This is a genomic window from Streptomyces lycii (genome assembly GCF_009735685.1).
GTDB lineage: Bacteria > Actinomycetota > Actinomycetes > Streptomycetales > Streptomycetaceae > Streptomyces > Streptomyces lycii.
On the sequence record NZ_WHPN01000256.1, the window covers coordinates 17,924 to 38,646 of the forward strand.

Below are 20,723 nucleotides of genomic sequence, written 5' to 3' on the forward strand. Positions count from 1 at the left end.
GAGTAGTTTCGATGATTGTAGTGTACGGGAAGGAGATGTGGGAGAAAAACCCTGCCGGGGAGATGGTTTTCTTTGGGGCCGCGCTGGTCGCGTCGATGAGGCTGGTATGGCGGGCTCTAGCGAGGGCCCGTGTGGAAATCCATAGGGAAGGCATCCTGGTGATCGGGATAGGCGCACGGTATTGGATCCCACTGCAGTCAGTCCGCCGCGTGGAAACCAGCAATGGTCTTTTGATTGAGACGCTAATTGGCGATGAGGTTCCAGTGTTCGCCTTTTCAAGTTCGCTCATCGACCGGGGAAGGACGGTTGAAGCCGCAGCAGCTGCCATACGCCAGTCTCTTCCCGAAAAGCGCCAACTTCGAGAAGCGGCAGATTCGGTGACGCGACGCATTGACTGGGCATGGGGCGACTTGGTAATTGTGCCCTTTATTCTTGCGGCGCCCGCAAGTCTCCTAAATCTTATCTGATTTATTGGCGTTGCATTCCTGGCACGACCACTCAAGGCTACGGAAAGGACCGGGGGACGCCGAACGGCCGGGCTACGCGGTCTGCCATGGGCGCGGACCGTAGCAGCACCGTACTCAACATTGGGGTAAACCGCCAGCTTTCATGGGGATTTTGTGGCGCTGGTAGTGCCAGCGCCCTATCGGGTAGGGGATGCTAGATGCCAGAATGGCCGACCAAAGCTGCCACAAATCGACCGGAAAAGCGTGTTCTTCGCCGTAAATCCTGGCCTCTGCTGGCTTGGACGACAATCTCTGCCATCTGGCTGATATATCTAGCGGGCATGATGGAATCGCTGGATCGCGGGCATTTTAACGATGCTTGGTTGGTGCTTGCGGTTTTCTGCACCGTGACAGCCGTGATTAGGCGCATCACCAGTTGCCGTGTTGTGCTTGTGCCGGGGCAAGTCTTGATAGAAAATCCACTCAGTTCCTACGTAATTCCGGTCGAGTTCATCAGCGAGGTCGAGATGTCCTCGGGGGGCGGTCTCAAGATAGAGACATTTCGCGGGGAAAAAATACGCCCGCTGGTGTTCGCCGGGTCGGTGATAGATGCTTACTTCAAGACCACTGAGCGGGCCATTGTGGAGATTAGAAGGATGCTAGGTGGAAACGCAGCAGCACCGCCTGAGAACCCTCAGGTGCAGCATAAATTTCGGTGGTGCTGGTCCGCCGACGTCCCCCTATTTCTGGGGATCTTTGCGGGGGCCTGGACTGTTGTATCCTGATTGATGACGAGCGCGAGCCATCTCTGGAGTCGCCGTCGCGCGCAACTTGGCGATAGCGATAATGGAGTCCGGTTTCCCCGGGTTGCTGTAGGAAGTGCTATGGAATGACGTCCAGTATTCAAGTCGTCGCAGCTGCACAGTCCGACGGGTATATGTTTCGCCTCTTTTGGGGACTGGTTGTAACCCCGATCGGCTTGATCCTCGCCTGCGATTACCGAAACGCCTCAATTCGCCTGTTCGATTTCATTGAGAGTCATACCCCAGGTGGAGCCGGTTCGGCTTCACACAACCTGCTTCGAGTGTTCGGGGCGATTTTGGGGCTGGTCGGTCTTAGCACCTCAATTTTTGCAGCCTACAAGATTATTTTCGGCTGACTGAGGGATTCGTCGTGGAGCGGCATGATTTTAGGGATCGTAACGCGCCGACGTGACCGGTCGGAATGTCTGGCCGTGGATGTGCCGGAGCAGGTGCTGTCAACCGAGCGTGTTCAGACTTTGTTGACGCACGTCTTCGGGACGAAGCCGCCTCGGACCAGGTACCACCACTTGCCCCACTCGCCGCAGGCCCGGAATTGGTTGCTCCAGGTCATCCGGCAGCTCTTGCTCTTGGCTCCGCGCTTGAGGTGCCCGACGACTTTCGAGCGCGGGTCCGGGTCGTATCGGACAGCCACGTTCTGGCGGGCCTTGATGGTGATGCAGTCGCGGGCGGACGGGGCTGCCGTTGCTGTCGCGGTCGGGCCGAGCAGAGAGGCCGTCAGGAGCAGGCCGGCTGCTGTTGCAAGAGCGCGCACGCGAATCCTCCCAAAGTGGATGTCTTCTCTCGCGGGGAAACGGGTAGTCGCCGGACCGGTCACGCGGGCTGTTGCGAGATCCGTCCATTGGCGTAGTGCCTGTGCAGCGGTTTCGCGGCCCGCCGTGTGGCGCTGGTTCGCGGCGGTCGTACGGACGGCAAGGGCCGGTGGCGGCACCCTCCCGTAACGGGGTGTCGCCACCGGCCCTCGTGACGTCTACTCGGTGGTTGTGGTGGAGGTCCGCCGGAAGGTGCGGGGCTTGTCGCTTACCTGCTCGGCGATGCCCTGGTTGACGAGCTTCTCCAGGGCGTTGGCGATGGCGCCCGAGGACTTTTCGATGACGCGGCTGATCTTGGTGGCGGTGAACGCTTCACCGGGGTGTGCCGCAAGGTGCTCGATGACCATTTGCCGCAGCGCTCCGGGCGCGAGTCGCTTCTTCTCGCCGGGCGGGGTGATGACCCCTGTCGGTGCAGCCCGGTTCTCGGTGCTGGCCGCAACGGGTGCGCTGTTCTCTTCTGTGGTCTTGCCCGCGTGGAGGAGAGGGGTGCTTGCGTCGTTGTCCTTGCCGTCGGTCTGCGCGGTGCCCTGCGGCTTGGGCTCCAGCGATGTGTCGGTCACCTGGGTCGTGGTGATGATCGTGTCCTCGTCGGCTGGGGCTGCGGACGCTTCGGGCGTCTTGTCGTCGACCGTGGCGTCCTCGTCCTCCGAACGGTTGCCGTCCGGCTCCGAGGCGTGGGCGGCGGACGTCTCCGGGCGGGTACTCACGGTCTGCTGGCAGTTTCCAGTGTCGCCGCCGTCTTCGCGGGTCGGCGCCGGGTGCCAGCGGTCCGGGGTACGGCGTGGTCCGTCGTGGCCTCCCGGGGTGCGTACGGCCAGGCCGAGCTTCTCGAGCGTGGTCAGGGCCTTTCCGGCGGTGGAGCGGCCGAGACCTGCGGCGAGGGCGAGTTCGGCGGCCGTGACGGGGTCGGTGTGGTGGGCCAGTTCGGTGTAGATCGCTGCGGGGGCGCCGGTCAGGCCGGTCAGCGGTTCGGGGGCGGGCGTGGACGGGAGGGTGCGGATGCCGCCGGGGTTGGTGTCGGACATGAGGGAACCTCGTTTCCGGGAGTGCATCGGGTGGGTGAGGTCCCCGGCCGGGGTGCGGGCCCGCGAGTGCGGGCCGCGGATGTTCGCCGGGCGCGTGCGCACCGCGTGGGTCCCGGGCGGACAGGGCCGTGGCGCGAGCGGGTTCACGGTGCTCCGGGGACCCGCTCGGTCCGTCGGCCACGACCATGGACGCTCGGACCGTGTGGGAAGTCAAGCGGCGCCATGGAGATCCGATCGGGCCTGGTGAGAGTTGGTGCCGCGGTCTCCGTATCCGCGCGGGTGAGGGATCGTCACGCCGATCGGCGAGCGGTGTTGCGGGCGGGGCCGTGACCGGTGGCCGATCGGCTGTGCTGGTCGGCAGATCGTTCGCTCGGCCGGGGCCGATCAGTCGGCGGGGGACGGCGGGTCGGAGCGGTGAGCCAGGAGCTGCTCGTGGATCTGCCGTGCTCGCCGTGGGCCGATGCGCAGATCCGTGCGCAGCCGCCAGATGCTCGCCGGTTTCCCGGTGGCGGCGCGGGCTGCGGCGTCCAATGCCACCGCACGCGGCCATACGTCGGTGTCTGTCGGCCTGTCGTGGGTTGGCTGGGGTGTTGGGGCCGGGGGCGGGGTGTCGGGCGTGTGGTCGCCGACGTCGGGCTCGGGGCGAGAATCGCCGCTGGTGGCGGACGCGGCGGCTGGGGACGATCGACGATCGGGACTCTCGCCCGCATCCCGATCGGTCAGCGGATCGTGGTCGGCGGGTTCCGGATCGATCGGTCTCTCGGGTGGTCGCCGTGTCGGGATCGGCGGTGCTGCGGGCCCGTCCGGGTTCGGCGGGCCGGTCCGGTCGAGCAGGTCGCTCACGGTTCTTCGGTACGCGGCGATCGTTTCCGTCAGCGCGATCAGCAGCAGGGCCGGTGTCAGGTGCAGCAGAACAGCTGCCGGATCGGCTCGCCGGGGCCAGCCGATCCGGCCGTCGGGCCACAGCGACTCCCAGGTGTTCATGAGCGCAGCAGTGCACCCGGCGCTCCAGCGCAGCGCGGTTGACCAGGCCGGTGGGCGGACGCCCCAGGAAGCCAGGCGGGCGTCGACGTAGAGGACTCCGGCCAGCGCGGTGCCGATCATCGGGTCCAGGAGGATGGCGATGGGCAGCGGAACGTCGTGGCTGGTGGCGAAGCGGGTGACGTTGACCGTGGTGAAGACCAGGGCCAGGAGGGCGACGGCGCACAGCACCCAGGTCATGGCCCGGAGCAGTTCGACGGCCTCGCGGGGTGCGATGTGCTTCACCGGGTTCCCCCTCCTCGGGCCGCGGGTCGGGTGGCGCCCTGGAAGGAGGGGGCGTTCGTGCGGGCGGGCGCTTCGCGGACGGTCGCGCCCGGGCGCGGGGCGTCGATGGCCTTGCCATTGCCGGTGTAGATCGAGACGTGGGTGATGTTGCTGGGGCTGGGGCCGAAGAAGAGCAGGTCGCCCGGTGCCAGTCGTTTGTCCCTCGGGAGGCGGGGGCCGGCGTCGTACTGGGCCTGCGCGACGCGGGGGATGCTGATCCGCGCAGCGCGGTAGGCGGCCCGGGTGAGCCCAGAGCAGTCGAAGCCGCCCTCGGCGGGCCCGTCGCCACCCCAGACGTACGGGGTGCCGATCTGGGATCGGGCGAAGGCAACCGCGGTGGCGGCGGCTCCGGTGGGCGCCGGTGCTGCGGCTGCGTAGCGGTCTGCGATCTTGAGGACTTGGTTCACGTAGGCGTTGGAGTGGTTGTAGTGCCAGATGGCCCGCCGCAGGTCCTTGCCGTTCCGGGCGCCGTTGGCGCACAGCAGGCGGGCCGCGGCGTACACGGCGTCGACCGGGTCCCAGGGGGTGGGTGGGCGCTTCCCTCCGGGCGGTACGGGGTGCGCGTAGGCGCTGAAGGTGGAGGGCAGGAACTGCATCGGCCCCACAGCGCCGGCTGAGGAGATCATGGTGGGGTGGCGTGAGTGGTCGGTCTCGACCTTGCCGATCGCTGCGAGGACGGTCCAGGAGAGCCCTGGGCATTCGGGGGCGGCCCGGCGGTAGAGGGCGAGCAGGTGGGGCGGGATGTCGCTGAGGGCGTGGTTGCTCGGGGATGCCGACACGCCGCTGCCGGACAGCAGGCTCCCGATGATCGCGATGACGGCGATCACGAATAACAGCGGTACGGCCAGGACGCCGCAGCCGATGCCGGTGGCCGCTTTGGTGAGCGATGAGCTCATGCCGGGGCCCCGGGGGCGGGTGGCAGGGGCGGGACGGGGAGGGTGAGGGCGGTGTCGGCGTCGGTCGGCTCCAGGCCGGAGGCGGGGCTGAGGTGGGGCCAGCGGGCGGCGAGTTGCGTCAGGCCGGTACGTCCGGAGCCGCCGGGCTGGAGCGGGATCCACCAGGGGCCCCACGGACTGGTGGTCGTGAAGTCCGCGGACGAGGTGGCCACGTTCAGCTCCAGGTCGCGCGCGGGCCCGGCCAACCGGCGGCGCAGCGCCTGGTCGCGGGAGTGGGTCCGGGTGTGGATGAGCAGGGCCGGCCGAGTGCCGGTTGCCGTGTGGAAGGCGGCGTAGCCGGTGAGTTTTGCCTCGACGCGGCCCAGTGCCTGGCTGCCGGTGTCGTATTCGAGGAAGAACGGCAGGACCTGGTCGCCGTCGTGCCAGTGTGCGTAGGCGTCGGGGCGGACGATGTCGCCCCAGCGGCGGGCGCAGGAGTTCTCCGACAGCCACATCGTCAGCCCTGCGGTCGGCGAGGTGCGGACTCGGGCGGCGAGTTGGGTGAGGAGTTCGTTGACGCCGAGGTCGTGGCCGAGGGCGGGGGAGTAGGCGATGCGCCCGGTGTGGCTGGGCCGCCAACCGAGGTCGGACAGGCTGCAGCCGGCGTGGGCGGCGAGCAGGGCGGCGCCTGCCGGGCCGAGGGTGTAGTGCTCTGGCGAAGAGCCGGTCTGGGTCAAGGGGCGGAAGGAGTCGAGGACGGCATGGACGTGCAGGGTGCGCAGGCGGCGCTGTGCTGAGCGGGGTGAGGTGTAGGCCAGGCTCGCGATCTGGTGCGTGGTCAGGACTCGGTGTTCGTGGATCATCCGGGTCAGCCACAGGTCGCGGCAGGTGAGGATACGGGTGAGGGCTGCCACGTCGGTGTGCCGGGCGGGGCGGCGGCGGGTGGTGGCGGCGCGGGCGGTGTATCGGGAGCCGGGGCCGGAGGCGGGGCGGGGGAGTGCGGGCATGACGGGTCACCACCAGGGGTGTGCGGAGGGCTGGGCTTCAGGAGGTGGCCGCCCGCGGCCCGGTGCGGGAGGCCGCCGCTGTTCGCAGGGCGGCGGCTCGGCCGGGCACAGGAGCGGGCAAGGGCCGGGTGGAGAGAGTGAAGGCGGGGGATTCCGCGCCGCCGGTCAGGAGGTGTGCGGCGGCTTGGTAGGGGCCGAGGTGGGCGAGGTCGTGGGCGGCCAGGGTGGGCAGGGTGTGGCGTTCGAGGGCATTGGCGTCTTCGGGGGAGGCGTTGAAGAAGATCTTGTTGCGGGCGTTGGCGGAGATGCCTTCGCGCAGGTCGCGGGGGAGCTGGGCGAGGTGCTGGTGGGCCAGGAGCATGGACAGGCGGTAGCCGCGGGCCTCGGCGAGCATGTCTTCCAGGGGGTAGGGGAGGGTGAGGAAGTTGTGGGCCTCGTCGATGCTCAGGGTGGCGTCGACCCGCTGGTGTTCGGGGGTGCGGGCGCGGGCGGCGGCGGCCTGCCAGGTGCCGGCGACGATGAAGGAGCCGAGCAGGCGGGCGGTCTCCTCGCCGAGTGCTCCTTTGGGGAGGCGGGCGAGGAGGATGCCGCCGTCCAGGGTCTGGCCGAGGTCGAAGGTGGAGGCGCCGGCGGCGATGGAGCGGCGGGCGAAGTCGCGCAGGAGGAAGGCGCGCAGTTTGTTCATCACTGGGCCGACCACCGCTGCGCGGGAGGGTTCGGACATTGATTCGTACCAGGCCCAGAAGCCCCGGAGCACGGGGTCTTTCAGGGCGGGGATGATGCGCAGCCGGTAGGCGCTCTCGCCCAGGAGCCGGGGGACGTCGGCGAGGGTGACCAGTTGGCGGGTGCGGTCGCGGTGCTTGAGCAGGGTCAGGCAGGCCGCTCGCATCACGTCGTCGGTCCGCGGGCCCCAGAAGGCGGTGAAGATGCGGCGGAAGATGCCGGTGATGTTGTCGACGACGACGTCGATGTCCGTGCCGTCGAGGACGTTCAGGCAGGGCGGGATGTGCTGGTCGTCGGGGTCGATGAGGACGAGCCGGTCGGCGCAGGTGTCGGGGAGGCGGTCGAGGAGGTCGGTGACGAGGTCGCCCTTGGGGTCGATGACGATGACGCCCCGGTGGTTGCGGACGTCGTCCAGGGCAAGGTTGGCGATGAGGGTGGACTTTCCAGAGCCTGTCGCGCCCATGACATGGAGGTGGTGGCGGGCGTCGGTGACCGCGAGGCCGACGTCGCGGCGGGCGCCGGTGTCGGACCGGCCCAGCGGTTTCACCCCGTTTCCCGGAGCGGGCTCGGCGACCGAGGGCGGCGGAAGAACCGAGCGGGCTCCGGCCCGTTGGAGGCCTGGTGCGTCCGGCTCCAGGGGGAGGTGGGCGAGCGCGGCGAGTTCGGGAACGGAGAGCAGCGCGGACCGGGAGGGGAAGGTCCGGTCGCTGAGACGCGGCTCGGGACGGGGGAGGCGGGTGCGTACCAGGTAGTTGCGGTCGGCGTACAGACCGAAGGCGGAGGCCAGGGCGTGTGCCCGGCCGCGGGCAGTGTCCTGGGCACGCTCCGCCTTGGGGGAACAGGTGGCCGCGTAGGTGATGACGCACTGCCAGTGCGATCCGGACAGCTTGACTGCCGCCTGCCGGACCGCTGCGCTGTGCTCCGGATCCTGCTTTCCCGTGGCTGTGGGCTGGGCGCGGTGGAAGAGGAGTGCGGTCAGCGCGGGCAGGCGGCCGGGGGTGCGCCCGGCTTTGAGCCGGCGGGCCTGACGGCGGGCTCGCCGCAGAGCGCTTCCGGTGGCAGGCCGGGCCAGGATCTGTACGCACGCGGATTCGTCTTCTCCCAGCCCGGTGGCGGCTTGGAGCAGCGCGCGCAGAGGGTCGGTCGCATGGTCGGTACGTAGCGGAAGGACGATCGGGCGGGCCGGCCGGAGGCGCCCGGCGGTGACGCGGTGCCCCGGAGGCAGAAGTGGCGGTGGTTCAAGGGCGCGGGTGTGTCCGCCGGGCCAGGCGGCCTCGACAGCGCGGCGCACCAGCCCCAGCGGCACTGTGCCCGGTGTCCAGAGCCGGACCTTGAGGCCCGTGGGCGACCAGGCGTATTCGAAGGCGAGGTGTGGCTGCCCTGTAGTGATCCGGCGCCACCACGGACGCAGGAGGCCCGAGAGCTGGGCCCAGAGGACTTCGCCGCCTTTGGGCGCGACGCAGGGCGGGGCGAGGATTTCGACACATCGTGCCCCGTCGGCCATGCGTCGCTGACGCCACTGGTGCAGGCGTCGCCGAAGCCCGTAGCCGCCGGCCAGCGCGAGCGCCAAGGACGGCAGGAGGAGCGGCGCGTGCGGTACGAACCAGGCGACCGCTTCGCGCCCGATGACGGCTGTGAAGCCGCCCGGGTCGGTGAGGAAGTCCACCAGTGGCCCGCCCGGCGGTGACCCGGTGAGTGGTGCGCGAGTCACGGGCGCCCCTCCGCGCCGTTATTGGGTAGCTCGTCGTGGTGGAAGTCGTCGGCGTCGGTGGCTTCTGTGGGGCGGTCCAGGAGCTGGTCGGCCAGTTCACGCGGGTCGGTGGTGATCACTTCGTGTTCGCCCGGCGCTGCGACGCTGATCAGGGCCACTTTGTGCCGGCGGTCGCCGGTCGACAACAGTGCCTCGCCGCGGCCCGCGGGCAGCAGGAACTCCCGCTCGCCGTGACAGAGGTGGAAGTTCTCGCTGATCGTGTCGATGGCTTGCGGGGCTTGGCGCAGCAGGACCTGGGTGGCGGCGTTGGAGACGATGGCCCGTCCGAGCGGGGAGGCGAGGACGTCGTCGGCGTCCTGGGTGACCACGGCCAGGCCGGTCCAGTATTTGCGGGCTGCCTTGGCCATGCGGAACAGGAACTGGGCACCGGCCCCGTCGCGCATCAGCAGCCACGCCTCGTCCACCACGACCAGATGCCGGCGGCGGTCTGCGCGATGGGCGACTTGCCGCCAGATCGCGTCCAGGGCGAGCAGCATGGCCGGGGCCTTGACCTCGTCGGGAAGCTGGCGGAGCGCGAAGACCACCAAATGCCCGCTGGCGGAGCAGGTGCTGGAGCCGTTGAACAGGTGGGCGTGCGAACCGGTGGTGTACGGGGTCAGGCGATCGGCGAGATCCGCCGCCGTGCCGCTGCCGTCCGCGGCCAGGACAGCGGTGAGGTCGTCGAGCCGGGGTGGGGTGCGCTGCCAGGTGCGCACGTCGGGGGTGATCCCGGCGCGTGCGTACGCGGCCATGATCGCCCGGTCCAGGACAGCCTTCTCCGCCGTGGTCGCCTCGGTGCCCAGCAAGAGGGCCAGGAACGTGTGGAGGAACAGGACGCGCCGGGTCAGGACGTCCTGCGCGTCATCCGTCGCCGGCGGGAGGTCGAACGGGTTGAGGCAGACGCCGTCGGCGCCGGGCGCGATTACCTCCCCGCCGACGGTTTCCGCCAGGCGGACGTACTCGTTCTCGGGATCGATCACCGAGGCCGTTACACCGGTGAACAGCAGCCGCAGCAGTTCCAGCTTGGCCAGGTAGGACTTGCCGGCGCCCGAGCGGGCCAGAGTGATGGAGTTGTAGTTGTCCTGGGCGAAGCGGTCCCACAGCACCGGGGCGCCGGAGACGGCGTTGAGTCCGTACAGCACGCCCTGTGGAGTGCCGTTCGTGTCGGTCGAAATCGGCAGGTCCGGACTGGCGAAGGGGAAGCAGGTGGCGAGGGCGGCGGTGTCGAACGAGCGGCGGATCTTCAGCGTGTCGATGCCGAGGGGGAGGGTGGCCAGCCAACCGGGCAGCGCCCGATAAGTGGTCGGGGCCACCGTCATCAGCAGCGACTCGGCCGTCGCTCGGACGGCTGCGGCCTGTTCGGCGAGAGTGTCCTCGTCGGGGGCGTGCACGGTCAGGTACAGGGCGACGTGGAAGAGCTTCCCCTCGCCGCGGGCGATGCGGTAGGCGAGCTCGGCGGCGTCCGCGGCGGCGGCCTCGACTTCCGGATCGTCCAGGCGTCCCTTGTCGAGACCGGCACGGCGGCCGGACTCCAGGCGCGCCCGCTGCTTCTTGAGTCCGGCGGCGGCCACCGGGTTGGGCACGGGCTCGATGTGCAGGGCGATGTCGAGGTGGCCGGGGAAGTTCAGCAGCGGGGCCAGCCAGCCGGGGGTCACCTCGGCGGGATATCCGGTCACCACCAGCGTGCAGGCCAGGTGGCCGCCGACGGCCAGGGTACGGGCGTGCACCTCGATGGCCTCGGGGCCGACCGCGTCGAGCAGTTCCGCACCGTCGAGGGACGGAGGCTGGGTCGTAGGGCGGCGGCCCGTGAAGAGTCGGGTCATGCGGAGTCACCTTCCGATGGGCCGCCGGGGCCGGCGGGGAAGTCGGGGTTGCAGGCCGCGCGCATCACGTCAGTGCTCTGCTCGGCGTCCAGGGGCGTGACGGCGATCTCGGCGGAGGCCAGTGCACGGGCGGCCTCGTCGAGGCGCTGGAGCGCGCGTCCCTCACCGGTGCTTCGTCGCATGCCGCGCGCCGGTGCCTCCTCGCGGGCGGCCAGCAGGACCTGCCGTCCGAGCAGGTTGTCGCCCATGGGCAGCTCGGCGAGGAAGTCGGCATGGGCGCGGGCGGCCCGCTCCAGCGCAGGGTGCGGCAGTCCCGCGGCACCGAGCTGCAGGGCGTCGGCGAGCGGGGCCAGATCGATGCGGTGGCAGCGCACCAGTACCTGGGTGGGGCCGGTGAGGGAGTTCAGCCAGCGGGCGCAGGATGCGGACAGAGCCTGTTGTTCGGCCGCGGAGCGCAGCTCGAAGTTGACCGTGGAGCACGTCGCCACAGCGGTCTTGCCGTCCTCACCCAGGTCGAGCACACCCTCCGGTGTCATGCCGTCGTAGAGGGCGGGCATCGGCGCCGGGGGCGGCCCCGCGGCCCGTGCCCAGTGAGCGGGGACGGCTGTGGGCAAGGGCGGGACGCCTTCAGGCGCGTGGACCCGGCGTTTGGAGGTGCGGGCGTGGGAGAGGGCAGCGAGCAGGAAGCGGTCCAGGCCGATGCCCTCTCGCCGGCCGAGCGCGAGAGCGGCCACAGCCCCCGCGACGGGCACGACCAAGACCAGGTAGGTGAGCGGCGCCATGACGGGGCGGGCCGCCCACCAGCCGCCGTACAGCACCAGGGCCGCGACGGCCAGGACGGCGGTCTGCCGGGCGGTGAACGGGCCCAGCAACTGGTCGGGTCGAGAGATGTCGGCGGGGATGCGTGTGGCGTACGGAGCGTCAGCATCGTCGGGGCTGTTCATGGGTGGTCATCTCCCGGGTGGTTCGAGGGGCAACCGAAGCTGCATGGGACGCGGCGGGCGCATGCGTACGCGCTCGGCGCGAATGGGAAGCGTCATCTGGCGTGTACGAGGTGTTGGTGCCGGGCGGCCCGGTGCCGGTGTCGCCGACGGGGTGGGAGCCGACGGCCGAGAGGCCGGGACGCGCTCGGCCCGGACGGGTAGCCACAGCTGCGTCGGTCTGGACGGTCGGGCGGGCAGGCGCTGGACGGTCATCGGGAGAGCGAGCTGCCGTGTCCGGCGGGCTTGGGCTGGATGGATCACGGAGCGGGGGCCTTTCGGCGGGGCGGGCGAGGTGGCGACGGCTCGCCGCACGCGGCGCGCGGGCGGGGCAGCGTGTCCGGCGGGCGCGCCAGCGGTACGGGTCCGGGCGGCAGAACGGCCGAGACCGGGACCGCCACGGGCCGGCGACGCCGGGTCGGTGGCTCGACCACCCCCACCACGTCTGGGAGCGGGACCCGGCGGACGAAGCCCTGATCTTCCGCCGCGTCCGGGGCGACCACCTCCGCTTCCCGGGCCTCCGCCACCTCCTCGGCCGAATCCGGCTCGGCCGCCTCCAGCACCGCCACCGGGACGGCGCCTGAGGAGGCTCACGCCGGGCAGGTAGGTGTCCATGAGCCGGTACATCGCCGCGTGCTTGAGCATCCGCACCGGGGCCGGCGTGTGCGGGCTGCTGACCGGGGTGCCGCGCAGCACGACCTGCATGGTCCAGCCGGGGATCTTGAACAGCACCCAGAACAAGGCGAGACCGGCAAGCATGGTGCCCAACTGGTCCATCTTCGGGATGCCCAGGGCGGCGGCGCCAGGAGCGAAGAAGAGCTTCAAGCCCAGCACGAAGGTCGTCGACTGCGCGATCTGCACCACCATGCACCCGCCCAGGCCCCGCCACCACAGCCGTGCGACCGGGTCGGTGAGCGGATGGGCGTGGCAGGCCAGGGCCAGCGGCCCGCAGACGGCCAGCAGCGCCATCACGGCGATGCGCACCATGAAGCCGATCAGGACCGCCACCACGAGGGCGAGCATCAGCAGAGCCAGGAACAGTTGGTACAGCTTGAACGCGGGGCCGTCGAAAAGCGCGAGCGGGATGGCGCGTTCGACCAGTCCGTGCCCGGCATCGGACATCTCGGTATCCGTGATCGCGTGCGCGAGGGCGTTCGACAAGCCGATGGCCTTGCCCATCACGGTCAGGGACGAGGCGGCTGCGACCATTCCCACCAGCAGACGCGGCACGACTTGTTTGAGGGCATAGCGGTTCTGCATGGTCTCGTGACCCATGACGGTGAGGCCGCCCGCGGTCACGAAGAGCACGTAGATCCCGACCGTGATCCCCAGCGTCGCCGTCCACAGCCTTCTGACGTCGGCGTGCCCGGTGACGTCGGGGGTCGCCAGGAGCGTGTCGGCGAGGAACGCGCGGACCGGCTTCATGATCTGCTCGATCAGCATGCCGAGGAACGAGGAGACCGCGTCCACGACCATGCCGGGGATGTCGAAGAGGCCACCGAAGACCTCGGCGTCGGGGGGCTCGCAGGAGAAGCCTTCGACCTCGCACGCCGGAGGCGTCGGACCGGGAGCCGGTTCCCGTGGCGGGGACGGGTCGCTGTCGGGTGCGGGAGGGTCCGGAGCGGGTGTCGGCCCGGGGGCGGGCTCCGGCTCTTCTTCCGGTGCGGGCTCGGGCGCAGGGCCGGGCTGCGGTTCTGGCCGAGGCTCCGGATCCGCAGGGGCCGACGGAATCCGAGCCGCCGTGTGCGCGATTGCGGTGTCGGTCGTCGGCAGGCCGAGGACGAGGAAGACCAAAGCGAAGAGCAGCACGGGCAGAGCTCGGCCGGCGGATCGTTTCGCGCGGGCCATCAGCCGTCTCCCGCTCCGACGATGCCTTTCAGCACGGTTACGACGACCGGGGCGAGGATCGCCAGGCCGTATCCGATGGCCGAGGCTTTCAGCGCCCGCTTGGCCGCCTCGACTTCCCCCGGATCACCTCCGGCCATCAGATAACGCAGACCGCCGAAGGTGAGGAACAAGGTGGCCAGTCCCGCGAGGAGACCGACCACCCAGTTCCGCAGGTTGTTGATCACGGTGGGGATGTCCGCGACGGCCCACCCCCGGGAAGTACCTGCCAGGAGCAGCAAGGCAGCGCAGAGCACGGTGAGACCGCCCCTGACCGCCCAGGTACCGGTAGCGGCCACCCGGGACCGGCGTCGGCGATCAAGCCTTGCGGGCATGGCAGGCCACCTCCAGCGGCACAGCAAAAAGGGAGAGCGGGTCAGAAAAGCGGGGAACAGCGGTGTGCGGGATGACGCAGTGGGGTGAGCACGAATCCCTCGACCGGGGCCGTCCTCCTGACGGGCAGCGGGAACGAGGTCCTCGGGTGTCAGCACGAGACGGTGTGCTCACCCCACGCGGCACAGGACCCGGTGAAACGTCCGACGGGCCCGGTTCGGCAGCCGCCGCCGGACACCTGGATGGCGCCCGGGGGGACTGCTCACCGGGGATAGAGATTCACGGCACCGAAATTGACGTATCGCGCCGGGACGTCCCCCGTCTGGGTCACTACTCGCGTCAGCGCAGTCGGTCCCGGAGGTGCTTGGCGAGACGCTGCTCAGCGACGGCGCGGTGGCGGTAGAGCTGACGCACGCTCACACCCCGCTCGACCGCCAGGCGCTGCATCGGCTCGCCCCGCAACCGCGTGCGAGCGATCAGCCGGGCCTCGGCCAGGCCGACGACATCAGTGCTGACCGCCTGGGCCAGCACCGCGTACTCGTCCCCCGCCTCACCGGGTTCGGTGGCGGGAGTCGAATTCCAGCACTCAGCATGGCTCCCGGAAGATGCGAGTCGGCCGACGTACGCGGTCAGCGTTCCGCTCTCCCGCTCGGCGCGCCGACGCGCGGCGTACACCAGCCGGTGCACCGCACGGTCGGCTGCGGCGAACAGCTCCCGCCCCACATCAGCGGTGTCCACGTCCACAACCGGCACAGCGGCGGCGACCGCGGCGAGGGCTTCCTGCTCGACTTCCGCCCGCTCCACATGGGCCGGGCGCGCCAACCGGGCCAGCATCCGACGCAGAACCGGTACGGCCATGGCGACCGCCACCGTGTCCCACGGCCGGCCGATTCGCTGAGCCCGGCGAACCACCTCGCGCCAGGTCTGTGCGCGCAGCGCAGGTGAGGTGGCGGGGTAAGCAAGGCGGACCCGCACCTGATCGACGGTCAGCACGGGCTGCTCCGGGTCCTCGCAGACCAGGTGCGCGGGGAGCGTCAGGGGGACGGGAGCGGTGCCGAGCGCGAGGAAGGACGCTTCCAAGGCCCCCAGCGGCGAGCGGCCGGCGGGGTGCGTACAGGCGACGCGGTGGCGGGAAGGACGTGCGGTGGAGTGCATGGCAGATGCTCCTTGCGGGGCGCGGTGGACAACGTCTGCTCCACCGCTGTCACCCCGCCGTGCCACGCCCGGGCCGCCGCCGCGCGAACACCGGTTCCCTGGCCCGGTCCGTGCGATGGCTCGTAACCGGACCGCCCTGGCTGAGCAGCACGTTTGCCGAGTCCCTGAGACCGGATTCGAACCTAAGAATTTCTCGTCCCGCTCCTGCTGGGCGGCCGGCTTGTGCCGAAAACCGCGAGCGTCGCCAGTGAAGATCAAGGGACAGCAGATGCGTGCCACCGAGGAGACAACCGCTGGCTCGCAGGGGAGATCGGCGCTGGGAGTCAGCCGAAGCCCGACGCGGATGGGGTGGCGCGCCCGGGGACACCCGACGGAGACTTCTTCGTGCTCGCCGATGGCACGCTGCGTTCCCTCGCAGCACCCCAATGGAGTGATCATCACGGCACCACGGGATCTCGTTGCCTCGGTGATGGGGCCCTCCACCTCGGCTGGCCAGCCCGGCGACTACCAGGCCTCACCCGGGGAGGAAGAACAACGGACATGCGGCCCGGCGGTGGTTCGTAGGTGGCTCGCCACTGGCTCGATAGCCGCTGACCAGCGAAAATGCTGGCCGATACCCATAGGTTAGGGGTTGTCCCGTACCGATCGTCAGGTATGCCGAGACATGCCAGGTGGCAACCGGCCAAGGCTGGCTGAAGCAGGGTGACCGGTCCCACCTGGGGCGGTGGGCCTCCGATGCGCTGGCTGCCTGGAAGCGGCGCCCAGAACTACCATCATGATCATGATTACGCGCAGGAAAGACGGCTACGAGGTCGATACCAATCCGGACCGCCTCGACATCGACTTGGTCCACCACTGGCTTTCGACCGACGCCTTCTGGGCCCTGGGCCGCAGCCGCGAAACAGTCGAGCAGTCCATCCGCGCTTCTCTCAACTTCGGCCTCTATGGCGTCAACGGCGCCCAGAGCGGCTACGCACGCGTGGTCACCGACTTGACGACCTTCGCCTGGCTCTGCGACGTCTACGTCGACCCAACGCACCGCGGCATGGGGCTCGGTACCTGGCTGGCCGCCGTGATCCGTGACCATCTGGAGCCTTACAAACCCAAGCGAATTCTTCTGTCAACGCTCGATGCCCACGAGGTCTACGCCAAGGTCGGTTTCGTCCCCTTCCCGGATCCCCAAAAGCTGATGATCATGAAACACGTTCAGTGAGTGCTCGTACCTGCTCCTGGATACGGCTACGCCGTCATTTCTCGTGAACATCAGCGAGCCCATGGATCGCCAACCGCTGCCGAAGCTGATCTCTACCATCCAATCGAGGCGCTTGACAGCGAACCCAGTCGTACGGGGTGAGCACGCTGCGGGTGCTGTACGGCCATACCAGCTGGAGCGAACGGGACCATGCCATACGTCGAGGTGCCGGGAATTCCACACGCGAGCGTTGGCGAAACCCCCTGTTGGACTGCGCGACGGCCAAGTTCGAGGACGCGGTTCCGGTAGGGCTGTTTCCGTGGTCAAGGGGTGCGCGCGGTTTCCAGGGCATCGGGCTGGTACTGGGCGGCGCCTACCCAACAGCGTACTGTTCCGTCCCGCTCGCGAGCTGTCGCTTCGCCGGAGGATGTGGGGGGAAACTGGGCCTCAAGAGGGCATCTCTGCCATAGCATGGTGCCGCCTCTTTGGCAGGTCGCCAAGGCATGGGATGAGCGTCACTGCCAGGAGTACTTCGCCGATGAACCAGGAGAACGATGCAGCTTCGTCGCCTTCGTATCCGGAGCTTCCGCAACTTCAGGGACCTGGTCATAGATCCGTTCCCAACGCCGACTGTGATCGTCGGCGAGAATGGTGCAGGCAAGAGCAACTTGCTCCACGCCCTGCGACTGGTTCTTGATCCAGATCTGCCAGACCGGCGCCGGGAGCTGCTGTCGGAGGATATCCACGACGGCTCTCCCACCCTGGCCGAGGGGGCGGAGGTCACTGTGGAAATCGAACTCTGCGGCTTTGAGGACGATCCCGATGCGCGGAGCGAACTCGACGGGGCCATCGTGAGCGTGGATCCGCTTACGGCCCGGCTCACATACCTGTTCCGGCCGAAGCAATCGGCGGCGCTCCTATTGGGTGAGGAGGAGGAGGCCCAGCCGCTGACACCGAACGACTACGAATGGACCATCTTCGGCGGCACGGACCCGAGCAACAGCATGCTCGGCGCGAAGAAATATGCCGCATTGTCGGTTCTGCCAGCACTGCGGGATGCCGAGAGCGACTTCGCGCGCCCAGACCGCAGCCCTCTGACGAGACTGCTGCGCGAGCTTCCCCCATCACAGACCAGCATCGATAAGACACTGGAGGCGATACGCAACGCGCGAGAGGATCTCGGCCGCGATTCCAACGTCCAGCGTGTCGCCGACCTGATTCGGGCGCGCGTGACCACCATGGCCGGACCCCGGCTGAACCTCGATCCGTCACTGGCTTTCATCGGGCGCGATGAAGATCTGCTGCGCAGCATCCGGTTGTTCATCGACCCATCTGCCGCTAGGGGCGTTGACCGGACCTCAACGGGCACCGCCAACGTGCTCTACCTGGGGCTCCTGCTGGAGTGGCTGGGCCTGCGCCGGGGGGCCCTAAATGGCGAGGACACCCTGCTGGCGGTCGAGGAACCAGAGGCCCATCTACACCCCACCTTGCAGCGGCACCTTTTTGCCCACCTACTCGCCCAGTCCAACCGCCTGCTGCTGACTACCCACAGTCCGCATATCGCCGCTGTAACCCCGCTGCCCAGCCTGGTGCTCTTGCTAGATGGCGTTGCTGGGTCCGAGGCGCGTGTCATGTCCTCCGACCTACTCACGGCGCCCGAGCGAGTGGACCTGCAGCGGTACCTCAACGTCAACCGGGCAGAACTGCTCTTCGCACAAGGCGTCGTTCTAGTTGAAGGGATCGCTGAGACCTATGTCTTGCCTGCACTCGCCCGATCTGCCGGGTTCAACCTTGACGCCCACGGCATCGTCGTCGCCAGCATCGACGGAACGGATTTTGCTCCCTACGCAAAACTTCTGGGCCCCTCCGGTTTCAACCGCCCCTTCAGTGTCCTGACCGACGGCGACGCCGTCGACACCGAGAACAAGGAGAAGTACCGGCGCGAACTGGGCCTGAAGCGTGCCCTCGACCTGTTGACGGTCCTCGCCGACGCAGACACGGCCGATACGTATGAGGAAGCTTTGGGCGTTCTACAGGAACAGAACCTTCCGGGCACCGGAGGTTCGCGGATGGGGCGCAAGGATCTTGTCACCACCGCCGCGGGCTTCGGCATCTTCGTGGGCCCGGACACCCTGGAGACCGACCTTGCACCGCTGCTGGGCAAGGAGATGAAAGCCACATTCAACGAACTCGCTAACGGGCGGAGACGTCGCGAGAACTTCGCCAAGGCCGTGGATCAGGTCTCTGCTGGATCTTCTACCGCCCCCCAGCGCGACGCCATCGTCTCCCGTATCGAGCGGGATCCTGTCAGCAAGGGCCGCTTCGCCCAGCGGCTTGCAACCCACGTCGAGCAACTCGATCTACCCACTCAGATCCGGAAATTGCTCAGTGTCTCCGCTGAACAAGCCGTTAGCCAGGCAGACCTGCTGGGTCTGCCTGGCTGCGGACCGCTGCTGGCGCTCCTGGACGATCTGCGCCGCCGCTACGAGAATCTGCCCCTGGTCCCCACCCTTGAAGAGACCAGTGGATCCTTTCCTGGCGAGCAGGGGACGAGTACATGATCTCTGCTCCACCCGTCCGTGAGCCAGCGGCAGGCACCTTCACTCCGCCCCCGGAACACACCGTGCAGCTGAAACCGGCCCCGGCATCGCTCCGGCTACCACCGGCCCTGGCCCAGGAGATCGCCGATCTGCATCCGCGACAACGCCAGGCCGTGCACCATCAAGGCAACCTGGTTCTCGTGGCTGGCCCAGGTGCGGGGAAGACACGCACTCTCGTGGCCCGCGTCGGCCAACTTCTGGCGACTACCAGTCCTCACCGCGGGGTCGCCGCGATCACCTACACCGATGCAGCAGCCGCCGAAGTCAGCACCCGACTGCGAATCCTGGGCATGCGCCCCGGCCGCCGCCTGGCCAGCCGCACCGTGCACGCCTTCTGCCTACACCACATTCTGCGGCCGTACGCACGATTCACTACCGTGCCGTACGCCGACGACCTGCCTGTTCTCAGCGATACCGAAGCCAACAAACTCTGGGCCCAAGCCACGTACACGGCCGGCCTGCCGGTGAAGGACAAGCCAGAAGCTCTGCTAACCAAGATCCGGCGTCTCATGGCCGCCGGACATAACCTGCAGGGCTACCAGCGCCAATACGTGAATGCCGTACACCTCTACGAGCATTCTCTGATCGACCGCGGATGCTGGGACTTCGACGCCATGCCAGGCCGAGCACTGGCTGTACTCCGGGCCAGCGAGCCCGCCCGCGACATGCTCTCAGCCCGATTCCCCCACCTCGTCGTCGACGAATATCAAGATCTCAATCCCGTGCTGCACTCCGTGGTCACCGAACTCCTCATGGCCGGAGTCCATGTGACCGCCGTCGGCGACCCCGACCAAACCATGTACGCCTTCCAGGGCGCCGACATCCGATACTTCAAGGAACTCCACGAGCGAGATGACTTCACCACCGTCCAGCTACTGGTGAACTTCCGTAGCGGCAGAAACCTGGTGGCCGCAGGCCGCGGCGTGCTGGGCAGAGACCCCGGCTACAGAGCCGATCCGGATCAGGAAGCACCCGGAACCGTCACCCTCGAACGAATCTCTGATGAAGACGACAGAGATCTCGTTGACCACGCGCAACGCACCGTCGACGTCATTCGCCAGCGAATCGCAGCAGGCACCTTGCCCGAAGATATTGCCGTGCTCTATCCGGGCAACAAGAACCTCCTAGAGCACCTCATCAAGGCCCTCCAAACTGCCGACCTGCCCTGCGACATGGAGCGCACCCGCAAGATCCCCAGCGGACCTCTCGCCGACTTCGTCTCCGCCTGCACCGCTCGCCGACTGGCCGGCCCTGTACCCGGTCCTGAGGACCTGCCGCCGCATGCTCCTGATGGCGAGGCTGGAGGTGCCACGGATTCGCCGTCGGAGCCCAAACGGCGGCGGACGTCGGCGCAACAGGCCAAAACTGTCCGAGAACTAGCTTCCACATGGCATCACCGCCGACAGGCCGCGGGTATCACCCTGGAGGAGGAAACACCGCGCAGCCTTGCCCGGGATCTCCTGACACTGCTCGATGCCCCCGACCGCGAAGCCGCGGAGGATGACACGACGGCCTTCCTCGACCGCCTCCTCGCGCACCTCAGTGTCGACCAGCTAGCCAGCCTCGCTCCCGATCTTCGAGACCAGCAAGCACCGAGTGATTTCCGAACTGCGGCGGCAAGCGGCCTGACAATGGCGGAACTTGCCGGCGAACGTGCCCCCGGACGCATCGTGCTGACTACTTACCACAGCGCCAAGGGCCGAGAATTCTCGGTCGTAGTCCTTCCCGGCCTGGTCGACGGCCTCATGCCCTTCTACTTCGCGAACCAAAACCTGCCGACCAGATCCCTCGAGGAGCAACGCCGTAACTTCTATGTCGCAGTCACCCGGGCCCAGGACGAAGTCGTGCTTATAGCCGGTGACCGCTTCACCGACCCGTACCACGGCGTACGAATCGAAGGACGATCCCAGTTCGTCGACGACATCCTCAACCAGGCATCGAACTCGTTCTGAATCCCACGCTCGGCCAGGCAGCCGCCAGGTCAGTCTGATG

General features: G+C 68.4%; 17 protein-coding genes. 6 read left to right on the forward strand and 11 right to left on the reverse strand.

The window, feature by feature from the left end:
- Positions 1-11 precede the first annotated feature (11 nt).
- The 3 genes from GCU69_RS11400 to GCU69_RS11410 all read left to right on the forward strand — a co-directional run bounded on the left by GCU69_RS11400 (position 12) and on the right by GCU69_RS11410 (position 1,605).
- Positions 12-467 (forward strand): hypothetical protein, encoded by a 456-nt coding sequence (locus GCU69_RS11400; protein WP_156205872.1) that lies wholly within the window; start codon positions 12-14, stop codon positions 465-467.
- Positions 468-787: 320 nt separating this feature from the next.
- Complete coding sequence (locus GCU69_RS11405) at positions 788-1,231, forward strand: hypothetical protein (protein ID WP_156205873.1); 444 nt, start codon at positions 788-790, stop codon at positions 1,229-1,231.
- A 104-nt stretch (positions 1,232-1,335) separates the two neighbouring features.
- On the forward strand, positions 1,336-1,605 hold the full coding sequence (locus GCU69_RS11410; RefSeq protein WP_156205875.1) for a hypothetical protein: 270 nt from the start codon (positions 1,336-1,338) through the stop codon (positions 1,603-1,605).
- A 113-nt stretch (positions 1,606-1,718) separates the two neighbouring features.
- On the opposite strand, the gene GCU69_RS11415 is transcribed toward GCU69_RS11410, so the two are convergent.
- From GCU69_RS11415 to GCU69_RS11465, 11 genes are all read right to left on the reverse strand, one after another.
- Complete coding sequence (locus GCU69_RS11415) at positions 1,719-2,021, reverse strand: hypothetical protein (RefSeq protein WP_156205876.1); 303 nt, start codon at positions 2,019-2,021, stop codon at positions 1,719-1,721.
- Between the two features lie 216 nt (positions 2,022-2,237).
- Positions 2,238-3,104 carry a MarR family transcriptional regulator gene (locus GCU69_RS11420; RefSeq protein ID WP_170315826.1) on the reverse strand — a complete coding sequence of 289 codons (867 nt, stop codon included), beginning with the start codon at positions 3,102-3,104 and terminating at the stop codon, positions 2,238-2,240.
- A 384-nt stretch (positions 3,105-3,488) separates the two neighbouring features.
- Complete coding sequence (locus GCU69_RS11425; protein ID WP_156205881.1) at positions 3,489-4,370, reverse strand: extensin; 882 nt, start codon at positions 4,368-4,370, stop codon at positions 3,489-3,491.
- On the reverse strand, positions 4,367-5,305 hold the full coding sequence (locus tag GCU69_RS11430) for a C40 family peptidase (RefSeq protein WP_156205883.1): 939 nt from the start codon (positions 5,303-5,305) through the stop codon (positions 4,367-4,369). The genes GCU69_RS11425 and GCU69_RS11430 overlap by 4 nt, the downstream gene beginning before the upstream one ends.
- A complete protein-coding gene (locus GCU69_RS11435) occupies positions 5,302-6,291 on the reverse strand; it encodes a replication-relaxation family protein (protein ID WP_156205884.1) in 990 nt (329 codons plus the stop codon). The genes GCU69_RS11430 and GCU69_RS11435 overlap by 4 nt, the downstream gene beginning before the upstream one ends.
- A 37-nt stretch (positions 6,292-6,328) precedes the next feature.
- Complete coding sequence (locus GCU69_RS11440; RefSeq protein WP_156205886.1) at positions 6,329-8,725, reverse strand: type IV secretory system conjugative DNA transfer family protein; 2,397 nt, start codon at positions 8,723-8,725, stop codon at positions 6,329-6,331.
- A complete protein-coding gene (locus GCU69_RS11445) occupies positions 8,722-10,587 on the reverse strand; it encodes a VirB4 family type IV secretion system protein (protein WP_156205888.1) in 1,866 nt (621 codons plus the stop codon). Before GCU69_RS11445 ends, GCU69_RS11440 begins: the two co-directional genes overlap by 4 nt.
- Positions 10,584-11,531, reverse strand: coding sequence for a PrgI family protein (locus GCU69_RS11450; RefSeq protein ID WP_156205890.1), 948 nt, complete (start codon positions 11,529-11,531; stop codon positions 10,584-10,586). The genes GCU69_RS11445 and GCU69_RS11450 overlap by 4 nt, the downstream gene beginning before the upstream one ends.
- Positions 11,532-11,537: 6 nt before the next feature.
- Positions 11,538-13,043 (reverse strand): hypothetical protein, encoded by a 1,506-nt coding sequence (locus GCU69_RS11455; protein WP_156205892.1) that lies wholly within the window; start codon positions 13,041-13,043, stop codon positions 11,538-11,540.
- 371 nt (positions 13,044-13,414) lie between these two features.
- The gene (locus GCU69_RS11460) at positions 13,415-13,693 is read right to left on the reverse strand and encodes a pilin (protein ID WP_456243373.1); all 279 of its coding nucleotides are present in this window, start codon (positions 13,691-13,693) and stop codon (positions 13,415-13,417) included.
- Positions 13,694-14,123: 430 nt separating this feature from the next.
- Positions 14,124-14,939: a hypothetical protein gene (locus GCU69_RS11465; RefSeq protein WP_156205894.1), complete on the reverse strand. Its 816-nt coding sequence runs from the start codon at positions 14,937-14,939 to the stop codon at positions 14,124-14,126.
- Positions 14,940-15,720: 781 nt separating this feature from the next.
- On the opposite strand from GCU69_RS11465, the gene GCU69_RS11470 reads away from it, so the two are divergent.
- The 3 genes from GCU69_RS11470 (at position 15,721) to GCU69_RS11480 (ending at position 20,683) form a co-directional block, all read left to right on the forward strand.
- Positions 15,721-16,152 carry a GNAT family N-acetyltransferase gene (locus GCU69_RS11470; RefSeq protein ID WP_156205895.1) on the forward strand — a complete coding sequence of 144 codons (432 nt, stop codon included), beginning with the start codon at positions 15,721-15,723 and terminating at the stop codon, positions 16,150-16,152.
- A gap of 533 nt (positions 16,153-16,685) precedes the next feature.
- Complete coding sequence (locus tag GCU69_RS11475; protein WP_156205897.1) at positions 16,686-18,692, forward strand: ATP-dependent nuclease; 2,007 nt, start codon at positions 16,686-16,688, stop codon at positions 18,690-18,692.
- Between the two features lie 62 nt (positions 18,693-18,754).
- Positions 18,755-20,683, forward strand: a complete 1,929-nt coding sequence (locus GCU69_RS11480) for an ATP-dependent helicase (RefSeq protein ID WP_170315828.1) — start codon at positions 18,755-18,757, stop codon at positions 20,681-20,683.
- Positions 20,684-20,723: the final 40 nt, after the last annotated feature.